We start from the raw sequence: 17,469 nt of genomic DNA on the forward strand, positions 1-17,469 counted from the left end.
GGCGACAAAACTCCGGCAATCTGTCCTCACCGCGAGGGAAGCAAGCGGTGTGCCATTGTGTACAATGCAGGGGCGGCGCCATTGATCAGGAAAATATCGTATAATCAGCTTGTTATGATATATTTCGGCAAGCTCGTCGGCGCCGGCGTCATCGCCCTCTGACAGGCATCTGCGCAAATAATAGGCAACTGAGATCAGGTGAAGCCAGCGAGGATCCGGAGCAGCTGCGCCCGGCTTTCCTTGCCGATCTTCTCTTCGACATGCCGCTCGTGCTCGGCCGCGAGCCGCTTGAATTTCGCCAGCGCCGTCTCGCCCTGCGCGGTGAGGTGCAGCGCGTGGGATCGGCGGTCCGCCTTCGACTTGACCCGCTTGAGGTACTTGCGCTGCTCGAGGCTGTCGAGCAGGTGCACCAGCCGGGCGCGCTCGATGCCGAGGCGCTTGGCCACCGCCATCTGCGACAGGCCCGGATTGGCGCCGATCAGCGTCAGCACCGAATATTGCGTCGGCCTGATGTCGACGTCGCCGAGCGTCTTGATGAAGTCCTGGAAAATCCAGATCTGGAAGCGCCGCACCGCATAGCCGGCGTGCCCGACCAGCGCATCGAGCCCGATGTCGTCGGCGGCATCGCGAGGCGCCGTGCCGTTGCCGGCGCGTTTGCGTGGGGCAGTCTGGGGGGCGCTGGCTGTCACATCGTGTCTCCCGCCAGGCAATCCTAGCGCGTCAAAGAGGCAAGCGAAAGATTGTTGTTGACGACAACAATTGCCATGCCCAACATTATGGCCACAGCAGCCCGAACGAGGTTGCGGCCGATCCGTATCCGGACGGAGGGAGGAGACCCATATGACAGTCGCCCCACGTGGTGACGTTGCGGGCCTGTTCGCAAGCCCGCGGACGGTCGCAGAGCATCGCTCCGACGGCAGCATCGTGTTGCGATCGCCCGATCCGCTCGGCGAAAGCGCGCGCTGCATCGGCGACTGGCTGGAGCATTTTGCGCGGCAAACGCCGGATGCGATCTTCCTCGCCGAGCGCGGCAATGTCGAAGCGCCGTGGATCACCGTCACCTATGCGCAGGCGTTGCGCCAGGTGCGTGCGGCGGCGTCCTGGATCCTGGCGCAGGGCCTCAGCGCGGAACGCCCACTCGCGATCCTCTCCGACAACAGCATCGATCACGCGCTGCTCGCGCTCGCCGCCCAGCATGTCGGGGTGCCCTCGGCCGCGATCTCGCCGGCCTATTCGCTGATGTCCAGGGATTTCGAGAAGCTCAAGAGCATGATCGCGCTGCTCGAGCCGGGCGCGATCTACGTCTCTGCGACCAGGCCCTTCGCGGCCGCGCTGGCCGCCATCGCGCCGCTGCACGATGCGCAGATCATCAGCGGCAATGAGGATGACGCCGGCGCGCTCGCTTTCCGCGCCGTCGCGGCAACGCCGGAGAGCCCCGACGTCGCAACGGCGTTCGCCGCGGTGACGCCGGACACGATCGCAAAGTTCCTGTTCACGTCAGGCTCGACCGGCACGCCGAAAGCCGTCATCAACACCCAGCGCATGCTGACCTCGAGCCAGCAGGCCAAGGCGCAGACCTGGACGTTTCTCGAGCAGACGCGCGGCGATCTCGTCATCCTGGACTGGCTGCCCTGGAGCCATACTTTCGGCGCCAACCACAATTTCAATCTCGTGCTGCGCAACGGCGGCTCGCTCTATATCGACGGCGGCAAGCCTGCGCCCGGTCTTTTCGCGACCTCGCTGGCCAATCTGAAAAGCGTGCTGCCGACGGTCTATTTCAACGTGCCGCGCGGCTTCGACATGCTGATCGCGGCGCTGCGCGGCGACGAGGAGCTGCGCCGCCGCTTCTTCGGCGAGGTGAAGTTCGCCTTCTATGCCGGCGCCGCCCTGCCGCAGAATCTCTGGGACGCGCTCGAGGAGCTCTCGATCAAGACCGTCGGCCGCGCGCTGCCGATGGTTTCGGCCTGGGGCTCGACGGAAACCTCGCCGCTCGCGACCGACTGTCATTTCCTCGCCGAGCGCTCCGGCAATATCGGCGTGCCCATTCCCGGCACCGAATTGAAGCTCGTCACCTCCGGCGACAAGCTGGAGGTGCGCGTGCGCGGTCCCAACGTCACGCCGGGCTATTGGAAGGCGCCGGAGCTGACCCGGCAGGCCTTCGACGACGAGGGTTTCTACCTGATCGGCGATGCCGTCAAGCTTGCCGACGATGCGCGGCCGGAGCGCGGCCTGTTCTTCGACGGCCGCGTCGCCGAGGATTTCAAGCTCAACTCCGGCACCTGGGTCAATGTCGGCACGCTGCGCGTCGCCGGCATCGCTGCCCTGGCGCCGCTGGCGCAGGACATCGTGGTCGCAGGCCATGGCGGCGACGAGGTGCGCTTTCTGGTGTTCCCCAACATCGCGGCCTGCCGCGCCCAGGCCGGCCTGGGCGAGACCGCCGATGTGAGCGAGGTGCTCGCCCATGACAAGGTCAGGCGCGCCATCGCGCAGGGCCTCGCAAGACTGAAGCAGCAGGGCCCCAACTCCTCCGGTCACGCCACGCGTGCGCTGCTGCTCGCCGAGCCACCGTCGGTCGACGGCGGCGAGATCACCGACAAGGGCTACATCAACCAGCGCGCCGTGCTGGCGCGGCGTGCGGATGCGGTGGCGCGGTTGAACGATGATGCGTCGGACGCGTGGGTCGGCTTGTCGTGAGCCGATGAAAGAGCAGCGTAGGAGGGGCGCGTAGCTCATCTCGCTGTCATTCCGGGGCGCGCCTGCGGCGCGAACCCGGAATCCATTTTCCCGCACGGATGGCTGCACGATGGATTCCGGGCTCGCGCTACGCGCGCCCCGGAATGACGATCGGAATGTGAAGCGGACGCTCTCGAAACGGGTCAGCACCCTGCCGCAATATATTTCCGATTATTTTGTTGCTTAGGCAACTAATTCATGCGAACCATTCCAGGCAGCGATGACGGCAGGGAAACTGCCGCGTCTGATCCTGGAGGAAACAATGCTCGGCCCGAACGGTGCCGCCGGCAAGCGCCGGCGCATGCCTGGACGTGACGGAAGGTGGCGCCTGAAGCGCGACCCGTCAGGGCTCGATGCCGCCGGTGACCGCGCCGAGATTGTCGTGCAGCCGGCGGAGCAGATTGATCAGCACCTCGCGCTCGTCCTTGCTCAGGCACGACAACAGCCGCCGTTCGCGCTCGAGCGCCGCCACGATCACCTTGTCATGCGTGGCGCGGCCCTTTGCCGTCAGCGCGATCGAATGGGTGCGGCCGTCATTCGGGTCGGTGCGGATCGAGACCAGGCCGCGCTTCTCGAGGCCGGCCAGCGTCCGGCTCACCGGCCCCTTGTCGAAGCCGATGACGTGGCAGATGCGCGAGGCCGGAATGCCGGGCTCGATCGCCAGCAGCGACATGATCCGCCATTCCGTGACGTTGACGCCGAACTCACGCTGATAGAACGCGGTCGCGCTGTTCGAGAGCTTGTTGGCGATGAAGGTGATGAACGCGGGGACGTAGCGGTCGAGATCGAGCGTCGGCCCCGCATCATTGGGCGCAGGCTTTTGCCGGGATCTGGTCGAAGGCGCGGGCATGTCGGGATTCTGACTCGCGGTGGGCCCAAAGACCTAATGGCATGCGCCGCCCTTTCACAAGATCAAAATGAGGGAGGTCTTCCATGACCGCATCCGGTACCCCGGTCTCGACGGGCCCTGCTTCCGTCCCGCACCTCGACGTCGATCCGTTCGACATGACGTTTTTCGCCGACCCTTATCCCGCCCATCAGCGGCTGCGGGAGGCGGGGCCGGTGGTCTATCTCGACAAATGGAACGTCTATGGCGTGGCGCGCTATGCCGAGGTCCATGCGGTGCTGAACGATCCCGCGACCTTCTGCTCCAGCCGCGGTGTCGGCCTGTCCGACTTCAAGAAGGAGACGCCGTGGCGGCCGCCGAGCCTGATCCTCGAGGCCGACCCGCCCGCGCACACCCGCACCCGCGCCGTGCTGTCGAAAGTGCTGTCGCCGACCGCGATGAAGCAGGTGCGCGACCGTTTCGCCGCCGCGGCGGAGCAGCGGGTGGACGCGCTGCTGGAGAAGCGCAGTTTCGACGCGATCGCCGATCTCGCCGAGGCCTATCCGCTCTCGATCTTTCCGGATGCGCTGGGCCTGAAGCCGGAAGGGCGCGAGCATCTGATTCCCTACGCCAGCGTCGTGTTCAACGCGTTCGGCCCGCCGAACGAGCTGCGCCAGCAGGCGATCGCGCGCTCTGCGCCGCACCAGGCTTATGTCGCCGAGCAATGCCAGCGCGACAACCTTGCGCCCGGCGGCTTCGGGGCCTGCATTCATGCCCGGGTCGACCATGGCGAGATCACGGCCACCGAGGCGCCGCTGCTGGTGCGCTCGCTGCTGTCGGCCGGCCTCGACACCACGGTCAACGGCATCGGGGCCGCCGTCTATTGCCTCGCGCGCTTTCCCGACCAGTGGCAGCGCCTGCGTGATGATCCGACGCTGGCGCGCAATGCCTTCGAGGAGGCGGTGCGGTTCGAAAGTCCGGTGCAGACCTTCTTCCGCACCACCACGCGCGAGGTCGAGCTCTCGGGCGCCACGATCGGCGAGGGCGAGAAGGTGCTGATGTTCCTCGCCGCCGCCAATCGCGATCCCAGGCGCTGGGACCGGCCCGACAACTACGACATCACCCGCCGCACCTCCGGCCATGTCGGCTTCGGCTCGGGCATCCACATGTGCGTCGGCCAGCTCGTCGCCCGCCTCGAAGGCGAGGTGATGCTGACCGCGCTGGCGCGCCGCGTCGCGACAATCGAGATCACGGGCGAGCCGAAACGCCGCTTCAACAACACGCTGCGCGGGCTCGACAGCCTGCCTGTGACCATCACCCCGGCCTGACGAGGAGCTTCATGCCCGCCATCACTTTCATCCATGCCGACGGCAGGTCCGAGCGCGTCGAGACCTCAGGTGAAGAGAGCGCCATGCAGGCGGCGACCCGTCACGGCCTCGACGGCATTCTGGCCGAATGCGGCGGCAACGCCATGTGCGCGACCTGTCACGTCTATGTCGATGAAGGCTGGCTCGCGCGCCTGCCTGGGATGGCCGACGACGAGGACGCGCTGCTCGACGGCACCGCGAGCGAGCGGCGGCCGAACAGCCGGCTGTCCTGCCAGATCACGATCACGCCGGAGCTCGACGGGCTCATCGTGAGGCTGCCGGAACGGCAGGTGTGACCTGCAAGGCCAACTGATCTTTCGACCGCTCCCGGCAACGACCGGCGCGGCAACGCATCAACAGGGAAGGGAACCATGAAACATCTGAAGTGGACGTTCGCGCTGGCCGCGAGCCTGGTCGCCGGCGCGGCAAGCGCCGAGATCTCGGACAATGTCGTGCGGATCGGCGTGCTCAACGACATCTCCGGCATCTTCCAGGACACCAACGGCATGGGCTCGGTGGAAGCCGCGCGCATGGCGGCGGAGGATTTCAATGGCGGGGCTAAGAACATCAAGGTCGAGATCGTCTATGCCGACCACCAGAACAAGGCCGACGTCGGCAACGCCATTGCGCGCAAATGGCTCGATGTCGAAGGCGTCGATGCCATCGTCGACGTGCCGAACTCGGCGGTCGGTCTTTCCATCAACACGCTGCTGCGCGACAGCCGGGTGACGTTCCTGGCGTCGTCGACCGCAAGCTCCGATCTCACCGGCAAGGCCTGCTCGCCCAACACCATCCAATGGGTCAACGACACCTGGGCCACCGGCAACACCACGGCGGCCGCCATGATGTCGCGCGGCGGCAAGGACTGGTACTTCCTCACGGTTGATTACGCCCTCGGCAAGGGCATCGAGGCCGAGGCGCAGAAATACATCGAGGGTCACGGCGGCAAGGTGCTGGGCTCCTCCAAGCATCCGCTCGGCACCTCCGACTTCGCCTCCTTCCTGTTGCAGGCGCAGAGCTCGAAGGCAAAGGTGATCGGCCTGGCCAATGCCGGCGGCGACACCATCAACGCCGTGAAGCAGGCTGCCGAGTTCGGCATCCAGCAGAACGACCAGAAGCTCGTCGCCTTCCTGCTCTTCATCAACGACATTCACGGCATGGGCATCAAGGTCGCGCAGGGCTTGCAGCTCATGGAAGCCTTCTATTGGGACATGAACGACGACACCCGCGCGTTCGCCAAGCGCTTCGCCGCGCGGCCCGGCATGAACGGCAAGATGCCGAGCGGCAATCAGGCCGGCGTCTATGCCTCGACGCTGGCTTATCTCAACGCCGTCGCGGCGACCGGCAGCGACAACGCCAAGGATGCCGTGCCCCAGATGAAGAAATTCAAGGGCAAGGACAAATTGTTCGGCGACACCACGATCCGCCAGGACGGCCGCGTCGTGCACCCGATGTACCTGTTCGAGGTGAAGAAGCCGGAGGAGTCGAAATATCCGTACGACTATTACAAGCTGGTCTCGACAATTCCCGCCGAGCAGGCCTTCCGCCCGCTGGCGGAGGGCGGGTGCGAGCTGGTGAAGTAGCTATAGCCAAACGCGCAACTGCACCCTCTCCCCTTGTGGGAGAGGGTGGCTTCGCGAAGCGAAGCCGGGTGAGGGGTCTCTCTCCTCACGAACAATCGCGAGAGTTGAGAGAACCCCTCATCCGGCGCTTCGCGCCACCTTCTCCCACAAGGGGAGAAGGATGTAAGCCTACACCACCTTGCTCGATCCCTGCGTGATCAGCCGCGCCGCGCGCTGGTCTCGCGCGTAGATCCAGAGCCAGCTCAAGGCGACGCTGAGCCGGTGGCGGAGGCCGATCAGGAAGTAGATGTGGGCGATGCCCCAGATCCACCACGCGATCGCGCCGCGCAGCTTGAAGCGGCCGAAATCGATGACGGCGACCCGCTTGCCGATCTGAGCCAGGCTGCCAGCGTGCTTGTAGCGGAACGGGCCGGCCGCAGCGCCGCGCAGGCGGGCCTTGATGGTCTCGGCGACGTGACGGCCCTGCTGCTTGGCCGCCGGCGCGATGCCCGGCACCGGCTTGCCGTCCCAGGCATTGACGCTGACGGTGTCGCCGATCGCGAAGATCTCGGGATGGCCTGATATGGTGAGGTCGGCCTCGACCAGCACGCGTCCGGCGCGATCGTGAGGCGCCCCCAGCCATTCGGCGGCGGGCGAGGCGCGCACGCCGGCGGCCCAGATCCTGGTCTTGGCTTCGAGCAGCTTGCCGCCGAACACGACGCCCTCGCGGTTGATCTCGGTGACGGCCTGTCCCAGCACGACCTCGACGCCGATCCTCTCCAGCGACGCCTGCGCATAGGCCGAGAGGTCGTCGGCGAAGCCGGCGAGCACACGCGGCCCCGCCTCGATCAACACCACCCGCGCTGTCGTCGTGTCGATGTTGCGGAAATCGCCGGGCAGCGTATGGCGCGCCATTTCGGCGATGGTGCCGGCGAGCTCGACGCCGGTCGGGCCGGCGCCGACAATGACGAAGGTCAGGCGCGCCGCGCGCTTCGCTGGATCGGTCTCGCGTTCGGCGCGCTCGAACGCCACCAGGATGTGACGGCGCAAGGTGGTCGCATCCTCCAGCGTCTTCAGCCCGGGCGCCCATTGCTCCCATTCGTCGTGGCCGAAATAGGCGTGCCGCGCGCCGGTCGCCAGCACCAGCGTGTCGTAGGGCACCTCGCTGCCGTCGTCGATCAGCACGCAACGTCGTGCCGTATCGATACCGCTGACGGTCGCAAACAGCGTCGTCACTTCGGGCCGGTCGCGCATGAGATGGCGGATCGGCCAGGCGATCTCGCTGGTCGCGAGCGAGGCGGTCGCGACCTGGTAGAGCAGTGGCTGAAACAGATGATGGTTGCGGCGATCGATCAGCGTGATCTCGACGCCCGCGCCCGCGAGCCGGTAGGTCGCCTCCAGCCCGCCGAAGCCGGCGCCGACGATGACGACGCGATGGGGATGTGCGGCCATGATACGCTCTCGAATCTCGTTGCTGCTTCGTCCTCATTTAAGTGCGGATCGGGCGTCGCGGTCCAATAGAGGCCATCAATCGCGGCATAGGCGGGGTGTATCGATCCGGCGCAAAACAGCGCCAGAGCTCCGGACCGCCCCTGAAGCCGGCCTCGGCCGAGTTGAGGAGAATTATATTGGGACCTATATACGTGTTGACATGAGCCTAAGTTACGGCACAGTCTTGCAAAAGATCGATTCGCCGTGGCCATCTTAGGCCGTCACGGTCAGATCACGCGGGTGCCACGCGTAAGGCGAAGCTTTGCGCAGGTGACCGAAGCCACCTTTGTAGCCATCCCTCCGGCCATCTGGAGTGTTTACGTTGACTAAACCGATGCGCGGGACAGGCCCGCGAAGTCACTTCTAGTACTGGCGGTTTTCCGCACGTGGAACGAACTTGGCGGACGGAGCAGAAAACGGTCTGTTCGCGCAGGTCGCATTGCGTCTTGAGTAACCAAAGGTGTAGGGGCGTCCACGCTTTGGCGTCCATGCCCTAGACCGAACAGGACGATCAGCTCGTGGGGTGCCGGGCAACAAGCACAACACAGCGGTTTTGAACTATTCGGCGGCAAGCTTGGCTTGCTCACTAGGATGATGCATCCGCCCGAAAGCGGAGCATTGTCCCTTTAGAAGAATTGTCCTCGAACGGGTCCAAACCCCGTCAGGAGGTGAAAGTTCAGCTCCGTCACCGGCAACTCCCTTTGTCCTATCGCCGCTTGTGCGTTCCCAAGCGAGGACGGTTGTTCACCGCCCAACAAAGCGGAGGCAGACCCATGATGAAGCATGGGAAAGCGCCGAAGGACATCTACGTCAGATCGCACTTGCGATGGCAGAACGGCCAAATCGTTGAGGTCGGTTCGTACCTCAAAGGATTGACGCCCAAACTCAGCCTTCGCGATTCCGATCTGCAATTGACCTTCGGCTTTTACCACTCAGGCACGGCTTGAGGGGGAGCCTGGTGACGGCGCTGATCCTGCAATTTCTAGAACCTTTCCCTCCGTATTAGGAGAATAGACGCCCATGGGCGGCGATGCCGATCCCCATAATTCGAGAGCTTTTCGCGGTTGACGCTCTCTCCGCTCCTTTAATTGGAAGCCCGGCCTTACAGCCGGGCTTTTTTCATACCCGGGTGTAGGAGCCGCAAAAACGCGGCGTCCTGAAGCCCTCAATCTCAGTTCGAGGCCGCGACAGCACGGCCGGTCCCTACCGACCGGCCGTGCCATCGCGCGTGCGCGTCTGCGTCATCTTCAACAATCGCATGCGAGAAAGGACTTCATCATGCGAAAGTCGCCTCAGAGCCCTCACTCAATCCCGAAGGAACGAGTTTGGGTAGAGACCTACAATCGGATAAGAAATGGAAGGATTCAGACGGTGCGCGGCCACTGGCGAGCGTGGCCGCGCGGTCGCAGATCAGCGACCATAATTCCGTTTCCTAATCCGCCTTTGGCGTAAGGAAACTACGTTTTCTTGAGAAGCTTCGCCGTCGGGCTGGACTTTCTTCCTGCCCGGCGGCTTTTTCTTTTTGGCCCTCGCAACGCCAGCCTCAACCTCTCTCGGATCAGTGCCGATGAAGCGCTTTAATGCCTCATCAAAAGGCATATCGAGACCAAGGGGCGGCTCTGGCGGAGTGCTCTTAATCTTCTTACTCATCAGCGATCAGAACCTTGTACGGCAACGGCCCCGCGACGCATTCGAACAATGCATTCATGCGGTCGGCTGGCGTCATGCTACGCCGATTCAGCCGCCAAGTCATTTCCTGCACGTACTGTTGCAGGTGCTTCGCACTGACCCAATGATGGGTGCCGACGATCTGGCGCTTGAGCAGAGCCCAAACCGACTCAATCGAATTGGTGTGCGCCTCGCCTTTCTTGTACTCGCCCGCCTGATGGTTGACGATCTGATGCGAGGGATAGCCCTCTAGGCGCTGGTAGACGGGATGTGCATCGGTAGCCAGCATCTTGGCTTCCGGTGCCACCGTCTCTTTGACGAACTCATGCATGGTCGCCTTATTGGCAACCGGCAGCACCTTGGCGACGACTTCGCCCTCACGCTCGACAGCGCCAATTACGGGCGTCTTGTCCTTTGGACCGCCCTGCGTGCCGCTTCGGCGCTTGTGCCGGTTGATCGCCTTGCCTCCAACGTAGGTCTCGTCGACCTCCACCTCGCCGGTCATCGGCCGGTTGAACGAACGAGTTCGGGCAGCGTGCCGCAGGCGATGCAGGACGAACCAAGCCGACTTCTGCGTGATGCCCAAGTCCTTCGCCAGCGTGGTCGAGGCGATCCCCTTAGGGTGGTTCGTAATCAGCCAGATCGCGCCGAACCAAATGCGCAGCGGAAGCTTGGTGTCCTGAAAGATCGTCCCGACCGTGACAGAGAAGTTCCGGCGGCACTTGGCACAGCGGTGCATGTTCTTGCGGCTCAGGGTGTATGCGTCGGCGCTGTGGCAGTATGGGCAAACCGGGCCATTCGGCCACCGGATTGCCTTGAAATGATCGACTGCGGTCTGGGGGTCCTGAAACGCAATCATCAGATCGGTCAAAGTCTTAAACTGCGTCAACATGGCCTATCCTCCGGTAAGGCCAAGAGTATCAAGCTCTGAGCTTGTGTCAACACGTATATAGGTCCCATTATATTTCTTGCCATCCGCGATCGGGGCGAAATATGGTGCAGGGGCGGGCGCTGAGCCATTGGCGGCGCGACAGATTTTGCGTTCAATAGAGAAGGCCCGGGGCGGCGATCACCCCGCTTGCGGGCTCAATCATAAGGAGGGGAGTGATTATGAGGACGGCATTCTGGCTGGCGGGCGCAGCGGCGCTAGTGCTGGCGAGCCCGGCTTTCGCCGGCGACACCATCAAGATCGGTTTCGTCTCGACCTTCAGCGGTCCGACCGCCGTGATCGGCAACGACATGCGCAACTCCTTCGAGCTCGCGCTGGATCATCTGGGCCGCAAGATGGACGGCAAGCCGGTCGAGGTGATCTACGAGGACGACGGCCAGAAGCCCGATGTCGGCAAGCAGAAGACCGAGAAGCTGGTGCAGTCGGACAAGGTCGATTTCATCGTCGGCTATATCTGGTCGAACGTGCTGCTGGCCTCGCTGAAGACGGCCGTCGATTCCCAGACCTTCCTGATCTCGGCCAATGCCGGTCCGTCGCAGCTCGCGGGCGAGCTGTGCTCGCCTTACGTGTTCTCGACCTCCTGGCAGAATGACCAGACGCCGCAGGCGATGGGTCTCTACATGAACCAGAAGGGCGTCAAGAGCGTGTTCCTGATCGGCCCGAACTACGCCGCCGGCAAGGACATGCTCGCAGGCCTGAAGAGCACGTTCAAGGGCGAGATCAAGGGCGAGGAATACACGGTCTGGCCGAGCCAGCTCGATTTCTCCGCCGAGCTCTCCAAGGCGCGCGCCTCGGGCGCCGAGTCGATCTTCGTGTTCTATCCGGGCGCGGCCGGCGTGCAGTTCCTCAATCAATACGCGCAAGCCGGGCTCAAGAGCACGATGCCGCTCTACACCGCCTTCACCATCGACGAGTTGTCGCTGCCGCTGCAGAAGGAGAACGCGCTCGGCGTTCCCGGCGCGCAGGAATGGGTCAACGACCTGCCGAACGAGCAGAACAAGCGCTTCGTCGCCGACTACCGCAAGAAGTACACCGGCCTGCGCCCGACCTATTACGGCGCGCAATCCTACGACGCCGCCCAGCTCATCAACAGCGCGGTGGTCGCGGTGAAGGGCGACACCAGCAAGAAGGACGCGATGAAGGCCGAAATGGAGAAGGCCAATTTCAAGTCGGTGCGCGGCGCGTTCAAGTACGGCAACAACCATATCCCGGTGCAGAGCTTCTATCTGCAGGACGTGGTCAAGGACGCCGAAGGCCAGCTCGCGCTGAAGACGGTGGCGACCATCGTTGAGAACGACCAGGATCGCTTCCACGACAAGTGCAAGATGAAGTGAGGGTGTAGCGACAAGCGACGTAGTCCCTTCTCCCCTTGTGGGAGAAGGTGGCGCGAAGCGCCGGATGAGGGGTTCTCTCCACTCGCGGGATCGTCCGTGAGGAGAGATACCCCTCACCCGTCTCGCCGCTGCGCGGCGAGCCACCCTCTCCCACAAGGGGAGAGGGAAAGACCGTCACACCCGCGGCATGCTCGCAGGGCGCACCTCGCGCCCCTGCGCCGCCAGCCTGATGCCGGCGTTCGCTGCGCCAAATCCCTGGTAATTCCGCCGCTCGACGATCTCGAAGAAGAAGCGCTCGTCGAAGATGTGGGTGTACACCTGGAAGAACTCGCCGTCGCCCTCACGGTCGTAGAGGATGTGGTTGGCGCGCAGCTGCGCCATCAGCTCGGGCGCGAGGTCGTATTTGGCTTCGATGTCGTCGTAGTAATTGGCGGGGATGTCGAGAAAATCGGCGCCGCGCCTGCGCATCTCCGCGACCGCCGCAAAGATGTCCCGGCACGAGAACGCGACGTGCTGCACGCCTGAGCCGAAAAATTCCGAGATGAAGCGCGCCGGCAGCGTGCGGTTGGCGGAGGAGCCGTTGAGCACGACGCGCAGGCTCCGGTCGGCGTTGACGATGGCCTGGCTTTGCACGAGGCCCCTGGGATCGGCGATCTCCATCTGCGGCAATCGCTCGAGATCGAGGATGCCGGTGTAGAACAGCAGCCAGGACAGCATCTCATCATAGGGCATCGACTGCGCGATGTGGTCGACGGCGAGCAGCGCGTCTGCGTGCGCATCGCTCGGGACAGGCTCGAAATCGGTGTCCCAGTTCTTGCCGGCCTGATCCAGGAAATAGAGCAGGCTGCCGCCGACGCCGTGGATCGCGGGAATCTCCAGCTCGCCCGGTCCGACCGGCTGATAGAAGGTGCGCGCCTTCAGCATCTCGGCACGTTGCATCGCGAGGCCGGCATTGTCGACGTCGAGCGCGATGGCGCAGACGCCAGGGCCGTGCGTGACGTAGTGGGAATGCGCAAAGCCGTCGGTCTCGCTGTTGATGACGAGCTCGACCTTGCCCTGCGACCAGCGCTCCACCGCCTTGCTGCGATGCTGGCCTGTCTTGCGGAAGCCGAGCTGCGAAAACAGGCGGGCGAGATCGCCGGCCTTGGTCTCGTTGACGGCAAATTCGATGAACCCGGTGCCCCGGTTCTTCGCCTTCGGCGCCAGCGGCTCGGCAGCGAATTTCGGCCAATCCGGCGCCAGCTGGTCTTCCAGCAGGATCAGCGAGCGCAGGCCGTCGAGCGCGGTCTGCGCGGCCGAGCCGGCGCGGAACTGGTCGTTGAAAATCTCCAGCGACAGCGGCCCGGCATAGCCGGTCGCGGCGACCGCGGTCATGAATTCAACGACCGGCAGATCGCCCTGGCCGGGGAAGGAGCGGAAGTGCCGGCTCCACGACAGGATGTCGAGCTCGAGCTTCGGCGCGTCCGCAAGCTGCACCATGAAGATCTTGTCGCCGGGGATCGAGGCGATCGCGCGGGTGGGAAATCCCGGTGCCAGCGCGTGAAAGCTGTCAAGGACGAGGCCGATCGCGGCATGGTCGGCGCGCCGCACGATCTCCCAGGCGTCGCGATAGTCGCTGACATGGCGGCCCCAGGCCAGCGCCTCGTAGCCGACCCGCAAGGAACGCCTGGCTGCGCGTTCGCCCAGCTCGCGAAAATCGTCGGCGGCGCGGTCGATGCCGCCGAGCGAGGCGGGCGAGACGTTGGAGCAGATCAGCAGGAGGTCGGTGCCGAGCTCCTGCATCAAATCGAACTTCCGCTCGGCGCGGGCAAAATTGCGCGACCGCTGCGGCTCGGGCATGCCCTCGAAATCGCGGAACGGCTGGAGCGCGCAGACATTCAGGTTGAGATCGCGGCAGAGCTTTGCGATGTCGCGCGGGCTTGCGCCGAACGATAACAGATCGTTCTCGAAGATCTCGACCGCGTCGAAGCCGGCGGCCGCGATGGCGCGAAGCTTCTCGTCGAGCGTGCCGGAGAGCGAGACCGTGGCGATCGAGCGTCTGTTCATGCCGCACTCTCCTCCATCGCGCCGCCGAGGAAGAGCTGGTCGATGCGCGGATCGTTCAGGATGCGCCTGGCGTCGTCGACCATGCGGGTCTGGCCCAGCTCGAGCACGATGCCGATGTCCGAGATTTCCAGCGCCGACCGCGCGTTCTGCTCGATCATCAGGATGGTGACGCCGCGCTCGCGCAAGCTCTTGAGGATGTCGAAGGTCTGCTGCACCATCAGCGGCGACAGGCCGATCGAGGGCTCGTCGATCAGCATCAGCCTCGGTTCGAGCAGCAACGAGCGGGCGATCTCGAGCTGCTTCTGCTCGCCGCCGGACAGGGTGGAAGCCTGCTGCGTCGATTTCCGCCGCAGCGCCGGAAACAGGTCGAGCGCCGCCTCGATTCGCTTCGGCAGGTCGAGACCCTTCCCGGCCGCGACGCCGCCGAGCTCGATATTGTGGCGCACCGACAGCTCGGGGAAGATGTTGCGGCCCTGCGGCACGTAGCAGATGCCGGCATTGAGCAGCGCGCGCTGGCTCAGATTGGTGACGTCGCGGCCGGCAAAGCTGATCTTGCCCTCGCGCAGCTTGAGCAGGCCGAAGATCGCCTTGAACACGGTGGATTTGCCGGCGCCATTGGGGCCGATGATCGTGGTGATGGTCGCCGGCGGCACCGAGAACGTGGTGCCGTTCAGAATCGTCATCTTGCCGTAGCCGCCGACGAGATTGTGAACCGAGAGGATCGGGTCGCTCATGGCTCGCGCTCCCTAATGTCCGAGATAGGCTTCGATCACGGCGGGGTTCTTGCGGACCTCGTCGGGACGTCCCATCGCCAGCACCTTGCCTTCCGCCATCACCATCACGCGCGAGCACAGCGACATCACGAACTCCATGTTGTGCTCGATCACGACGAAGGTGGCGTTCTTCTCGCGGTTGATCGCGATCAGGCGATCCTTGAGATCCGCCAGCATCGACGGGTTGACGCCGCCGGCGGGCTCGTCGAGCAGCACGAGGCGCGGTCCGCCCATGAAGGCCATGGCGGCGTCGAGCAGCTTCTGCTGGCCGTAGGACAGGCCGCCGGCCGGCTCGTCGGCGAGATGATCGAGCTTGAAGAAGCCGATCATCTGATTGGCGGCCTCGGTCAGCCCGGCATCGGAGCGGCCGACCAGGCGCGAGGCCATGCTGCCCTGGTGCTCCTGTCCGGCGAGGATCAGGTTCTCGCGCACCGAGAGCTTCGGGAAGACCTGCAGCAGCTGAAAGGTGCGGCTGACGCCGAGCTTGTTGAGCTCGGCGGGGCGCAGACCGGTGACGACCTTGCCGTCGAGCTTGACCTCGCCGCCGGAGGGCGTGAGCTGGCCGAGAATGCAGTTGAACAAGGTCGACTTGCCGCAGCCGTTCGGGCCGATCAGGCCGAGGATCTCCCCCTCGCGCACGTCGAAGGAAACGCCGTCGACAGCGCTGATGCCGCCGAAATTCTTCTTGATCTCCGAGACTTCCAATACCGCACTCATTGCGCCGTCTCCAGGCGGGACTTTGCGACGGCGCGCAGTGCGGACGCCGCCTTGGTGCGACGTTGGGCGAGATAGCGATCGAGGATCCCAAGAATGCCGGTCGGCGACCAGATCAGCAGCAGCATCACCGCGACCGCGTACAGCATCAGATAATAGCCCTCGGTGAAGCGCAGCCATTCCGGCAGCAGCACCGCGATCATCGCGCCGAGGAACGGGCCGAAATAGAACCCGGCGCCGCCGACGATCACCATCATCAGGAGGTCGAGCGAGAGCGACAGGTTGAACGGCACCGGATCGATATATTGCGTCAGCGGCGCATAGAGCGCGCCGGCGACGCCGCCCAGCGCCGAGCCGATCGCGAACGCCATCAGTGTGTAGCGCCGCGTGTCGATGCCGAGCGATTGCGCGCGCATGGGATTTTCGCGTAGCGCCATGAAGGCGCGGCCCCAGGGCGAGCGGATCAGCCACCACACCGCGAGCGACACGATCGCGAGCGAGCCGAGGCAGACGTAGTAGAAGGGCAGGGGCTTGTTGGTCGCGAGGCCGATAAGATGCGGCCGCGGGATGTTGGAGATGCCGTAGATGCCGCCGGTGAGCCAGCTCTCGTTGCGGAACACCAGGAAGGCGAGGGTGGAGAAGGCCAGCGTGACGAAGGCGAGATAATGGTGCTGGACGCGCAGCGCGGGATAGCCGAGCACCCAGCCGATCGCGAAGCTGAGCAGGATCGCGACCAGGATCGCCGCCGGCAGCGGCCAGCCATGCGTCGTCATGATCGCCGACGCATAGGCCCCGATGCCGACGAACGCGCCCTGCGCCAGCGAGACCTGGCCGGCATAACCGAGCGTGAGGTTGAGGCCCATGGCGGCGATGCTCATCACCGCCCATTGGCTGAGGATGAACAGGCCGTAGCGGTTGAAGTTCATGGGGATGACGATCAGGCCGGCGATGACGGCGAGGCCGAGCGCGATCTTCAGGGATTTGCCGAAGCTGCTCATACCGTGCGCTCCTCGGCGCGGCCGAGCAATCCTTGCGGCCGGAACAGGATGACCGCGATCAGGAAGAGCATCGGCACGGCGGCGCGATATTGGGTCGAGACATAGGCGGCGGCGAGATTGTCGAGCACGCCGATCAGGAGGCCGCCGGCGATGGCGCCGCGCACCTGGTTGAAGCCGCCGACGATCGCGGCGATGAAGGCGGCCTGGCCCAGCACCTCGCCGGAGGAGAATTTTGCGAGGTAGATCGGCGTGATCAGGAGCGAAGCCAGCGCGACCAGGAAGGCGTTGATCAGGAAGGTCAGCAGGATCATCCGCTCGACGGGCACGCCGATGATGCGCGCCACCGTCGGGTTCTGCGCCGCCGCCTGCATCTGGTGACCGAGCGAGGTGCGGTTGAGCAGCGTGGTCAGGCCGACCACCGCGAGGATGGCGACGACGAGCACGCCGATGCTTTGCAGCGACACCGCATGGCCGAGGATGGAGATGTCACCGGTCGGCACGACCGAGGGGAACGGCGAGGCCTCGGCGCTGTAGAATTGCTTCACGGCTTCCTTGATGCCGATCGCGAGCGCCATGGTCGCGATCGCCAGCGGCAAGACGCCGTGGCGCATCATCGGGTCGACCAGCAGCAGCTTGAAGCCGAGCCCGAGCAGGATCATCGACAGCAGGATGCCGAGCATGATCGCGAGCCAGAACGGCGCGCCGGCATGCATCGCCGCCAGCATCAGGAACGCCGGCAGCATCACGAACTCGCCTTGCGCGAAATTGATGGTCTGGGAGGTCTGCCAAAGCAGCGTGAAGCCGACCGCGACCAGCGCGTAGATCGCGCCGGTGGCGAGCCCCGCGACCAGAAGATCGAATAGGTTGGACATTTTCCTCTCTATCTTCCCTGGCCTCGCACGCGGCAGGGCCATCGCATATGACATTTCGCGCGACCGGACGCGCGCCTCGTCCTTCGAGTGACCGCTTCGCGGTCTCCTCAGGATGAGGCTAAGCACCATCGTCGCT

At 64.5% G+C, this 17,469-nt stretch carries 15 protein-coding genes; 5 read left to right on the top strand and 10 right to left on the bottom strand.

Going from position 1 to position 17,469, the window contains the following annotated elements; genetic code table 11:
• Window positions 1-194 precede the first annotated feature (194 nt).
• Window positions 195-689, bottom strand: a complete 495-nt coding sequence (locus DCM79_RS07615) for a MarR family winged helix-turn-helix transcriptional regulator (protein ID WP_257179354.1) — start codon at window positions 687-689, stop codon at window positions 195-197.
• A 151-nt stretch (window positions 690-840) separates the two neighbouring features.
• Between DCM79_RS07615 and DCM79_RS07620 the strand changes: the two genes are divergently transcribed.
• The gene (locus tag DCM79_RS07620; protein WP_257179355.1) at window positions 841-2,694 is read left to right on the top strand and encodes a feruloyl-CoA synthase; all 1,854 of its coding nucleotides are present in this window, start codon (window positions 841-843) and stop codon (window positions 2,692-2,694) included.
• A 382-nt stretch (window positions 2,695-3,076) separates the two neighbouring features.
• Here the strand turns inward: DCM79_RS07620 and DCM79_RS07625 are convergent, their stop codons facing one another.
• Entirely contained in the window at window positions 3,077-3,583 is a 507-nt protein-coding gene (locus DCM79_RS07625; protein ID WP_257179356.1) for a MarR family winged helix-turn-helix transcriptional regulator, read from the bottom strand.
• A gap of 83 nt (window positions 3,584-3,666) precedes the next feature.
• On the opposite strand from DCM79_RS07625, the gene DCM79_RS07630 reads away from it, so the two are divergent.
• The 3 genes from DCM79_RS07630 to DCM79_RS07640 all read left to right on the top strand — a co-directional run bounded on the left by DCM79_RS07630 (window position 3,667) and on the right by DCM79_RS07640 (window position 6,509).
• A complete protein-coding gene (locus tag DCM79_RS07630; protein ID WP_257179357.1) occupies window positions 3,667-4,887 on the top strand; it encodes a cytochrome P450 in 1,221 nt (406 codons plus the stop codon).
• An 11-nt stretch (window positions 4,888-4,898) separates the two neighbouring features.
• Window positions 4,899-5,222 (top strand): (2Fe-2S)-binding protein, encoded by a 324-nt coding sequence (locus DCM79_RS07635; RefSeq protein WP_257179358.1) that lies wholly within the window; start codon window positions 4,899-4,901, stop codon window positions 5,220-5,222.
• A gap of 75 nt (window positions 5,223-5,297) precedes the next feature.
• Window positions 5,298-6,509 (top strand): ABC transporter substrate-binding protein, encoded by a 1,212-nt coding sequence (locus DCM79_RS07640; protein WP_257179359.1) that lies wholly within the window; start codon window positions 5,298-5,300, stop codon window positions 6,507-6,509.
• 168 nt (window positions 6,510-6,677) lie between these two features.
• Here the strand turns inward: DCM79_RS07640 and DCM79_RS07645 are convergent, their stop codons facing one another.
• The 3 genes from DCM79_RS07645 to DCM79_RS07655 form a co-directional block, all read right to left on the bottom strand.
• Window positions 6,678-7,940, bottom strand: coding sequence for an NAD(P)/FAD-dependent oxidoreductase (locus DCM79_RS07645; RefSeq protein ID WP_257179360.1), 1,263 nt, complete (start codon window positions 7,938-7,940; stop codon window positions 6,678-6,680).
• 1,449 nt (window positions 7,941-9,389) lie between these two features.
• Entirely contained in the window at window positions 9,390-9,629 is a 240-nt protein-coding gene (locus DCM79_RS07650; RefSeq protein ID WP_257179361.1) for a hypothetical protein, read from the bottom strand.
• Window positions 9,622-10,539: an IS1595 family transposase gene (locus tag DCM79_RS07655; protein ID WP_257179362.1), complete on the bottom strand. Its 918-nt coding sequence runs from the start codon at window positions 10,537-10,539 to the stop codon at window positions 9,622-9,624. Before DCM79_RS07655 ends, DCM79_RS07650 begins: the two co-directional genes overlap by 8 nt.
• A 218-nt stretch (window positions 10,540-10,757) precedes the next feature.
• Here DCM79_RS07655 and DCM79_RS07660 point away from each other — a divergent pair, with 218 nt between their 5' ends.
• Window positions 10,758-11,930: an ABC transporter substrate-binding protein gene (locus tag DCM79_RS07660; protein WP_257179363.1), complete on the top strand. Its 1,173-nt coding sequence runs from the start codon at window positions 10,758-10,760 to the stop codon at window positions 11,928-11,930.
• A 174-nt stretch (window positions 11,931-12,104) separates the two neighbouring features.
• Here DCM79_RS07660 and DCM79_RS07665 read toward each other — a convergent pair whose 3' ends face one another.
• The 5 genes from DCM79_RS07665 to DCM79_RS07685 are packed head-to-tail and all read right to left on the bottom strand — an operon-like array spanning window position 12,105 to window position 17,333.
• Complete coding sequence (locus tag DCM79_RS07665; RefSeq protein ID WP_257179364.1) at window positions 12,105-13,976, bottom strand: bifunctional sugar phosphate isomerase/epimerase/4-hydroxyphenylpyruvate dioxygenase family protein; 1,872 nt, start codon at window positions 13,974-13,976, stop codon at window positions 12,105-12,107.
• On the bottom strand, window positions 13,973-14,710 hold the full coding sequence (locus DCM79_RS07670; RefSeq protein ID WP_257179365.1) for an ABC transporter ATP-binding protein: 738 nt from the start codon (window positions 14,708-14,710) through the stop codon (window positions 13,973-13,975). Before DCM79_RS07670 ends, DCM79_RS07665 begins: the two co-directional genes overlap by 4 nt.
• A gap of 12 nt (window positions 14,711-14,722) precedes the next feature.
• The gene (locus DCM79_RS07675) at window positions 14,723-15,466 is read right to left on the bottom strand and encodes an ABC transporter ATP-binding protein (protein WP_028133917.1); all 744 of its coding nucleotides are present in this window, start codon (window positions 15,464-15,466) and stop codon (window positions 14,723-14,725) included.
• The gene (locus DCM79_RS07680) at window positions 15,463-16,461 is read right to left on the bottom strand and encodes a branched-chain amino acid ABC transporter permease (RefSeq protein WP_257179366.1); all 999 of its coding nucleotides are present in this window, start codon (window positions 16,459-16,461) and stop codon (window positions 15,463-15,465) included. The genes DCM79_RS07675 and DCM79_RS07680 overlap by 4 nt, the downstream gene beginning before the upstream one ends.
• The gene (locus tag DCM79_RS07685) at window positions 16,458-17,333 is read right to left on the bottom strand and encodes a branched-chain amino acid ABC transporter permease (RefSeq protein ID WP_257179367.1); all 876 of its coding nucleotides are present in this window, start codon (window positions 17,331-17,333) and stop codon (window positions 16,458-16,460) included. The genes DCM79_RS07680 and DCM79_RS07685 overlap by 4 nt, the downstream gene beginning before the upstream one ends.
• Window positions 17,334-17,469: the final 136 nt, after the last annotated feature.

Source organism: Bradyrhizobium sp. WBOS07 (assembly GCF_024585165.1).
GTDB classification, from domain to species: domain Bacteria; phylum Pseudomonadota; class Alphaproteobacteria; order Rhizobiales; family Xanthobacteraceae; genus Bradyrhizobium; species Bradyrhizobium japonicum_B.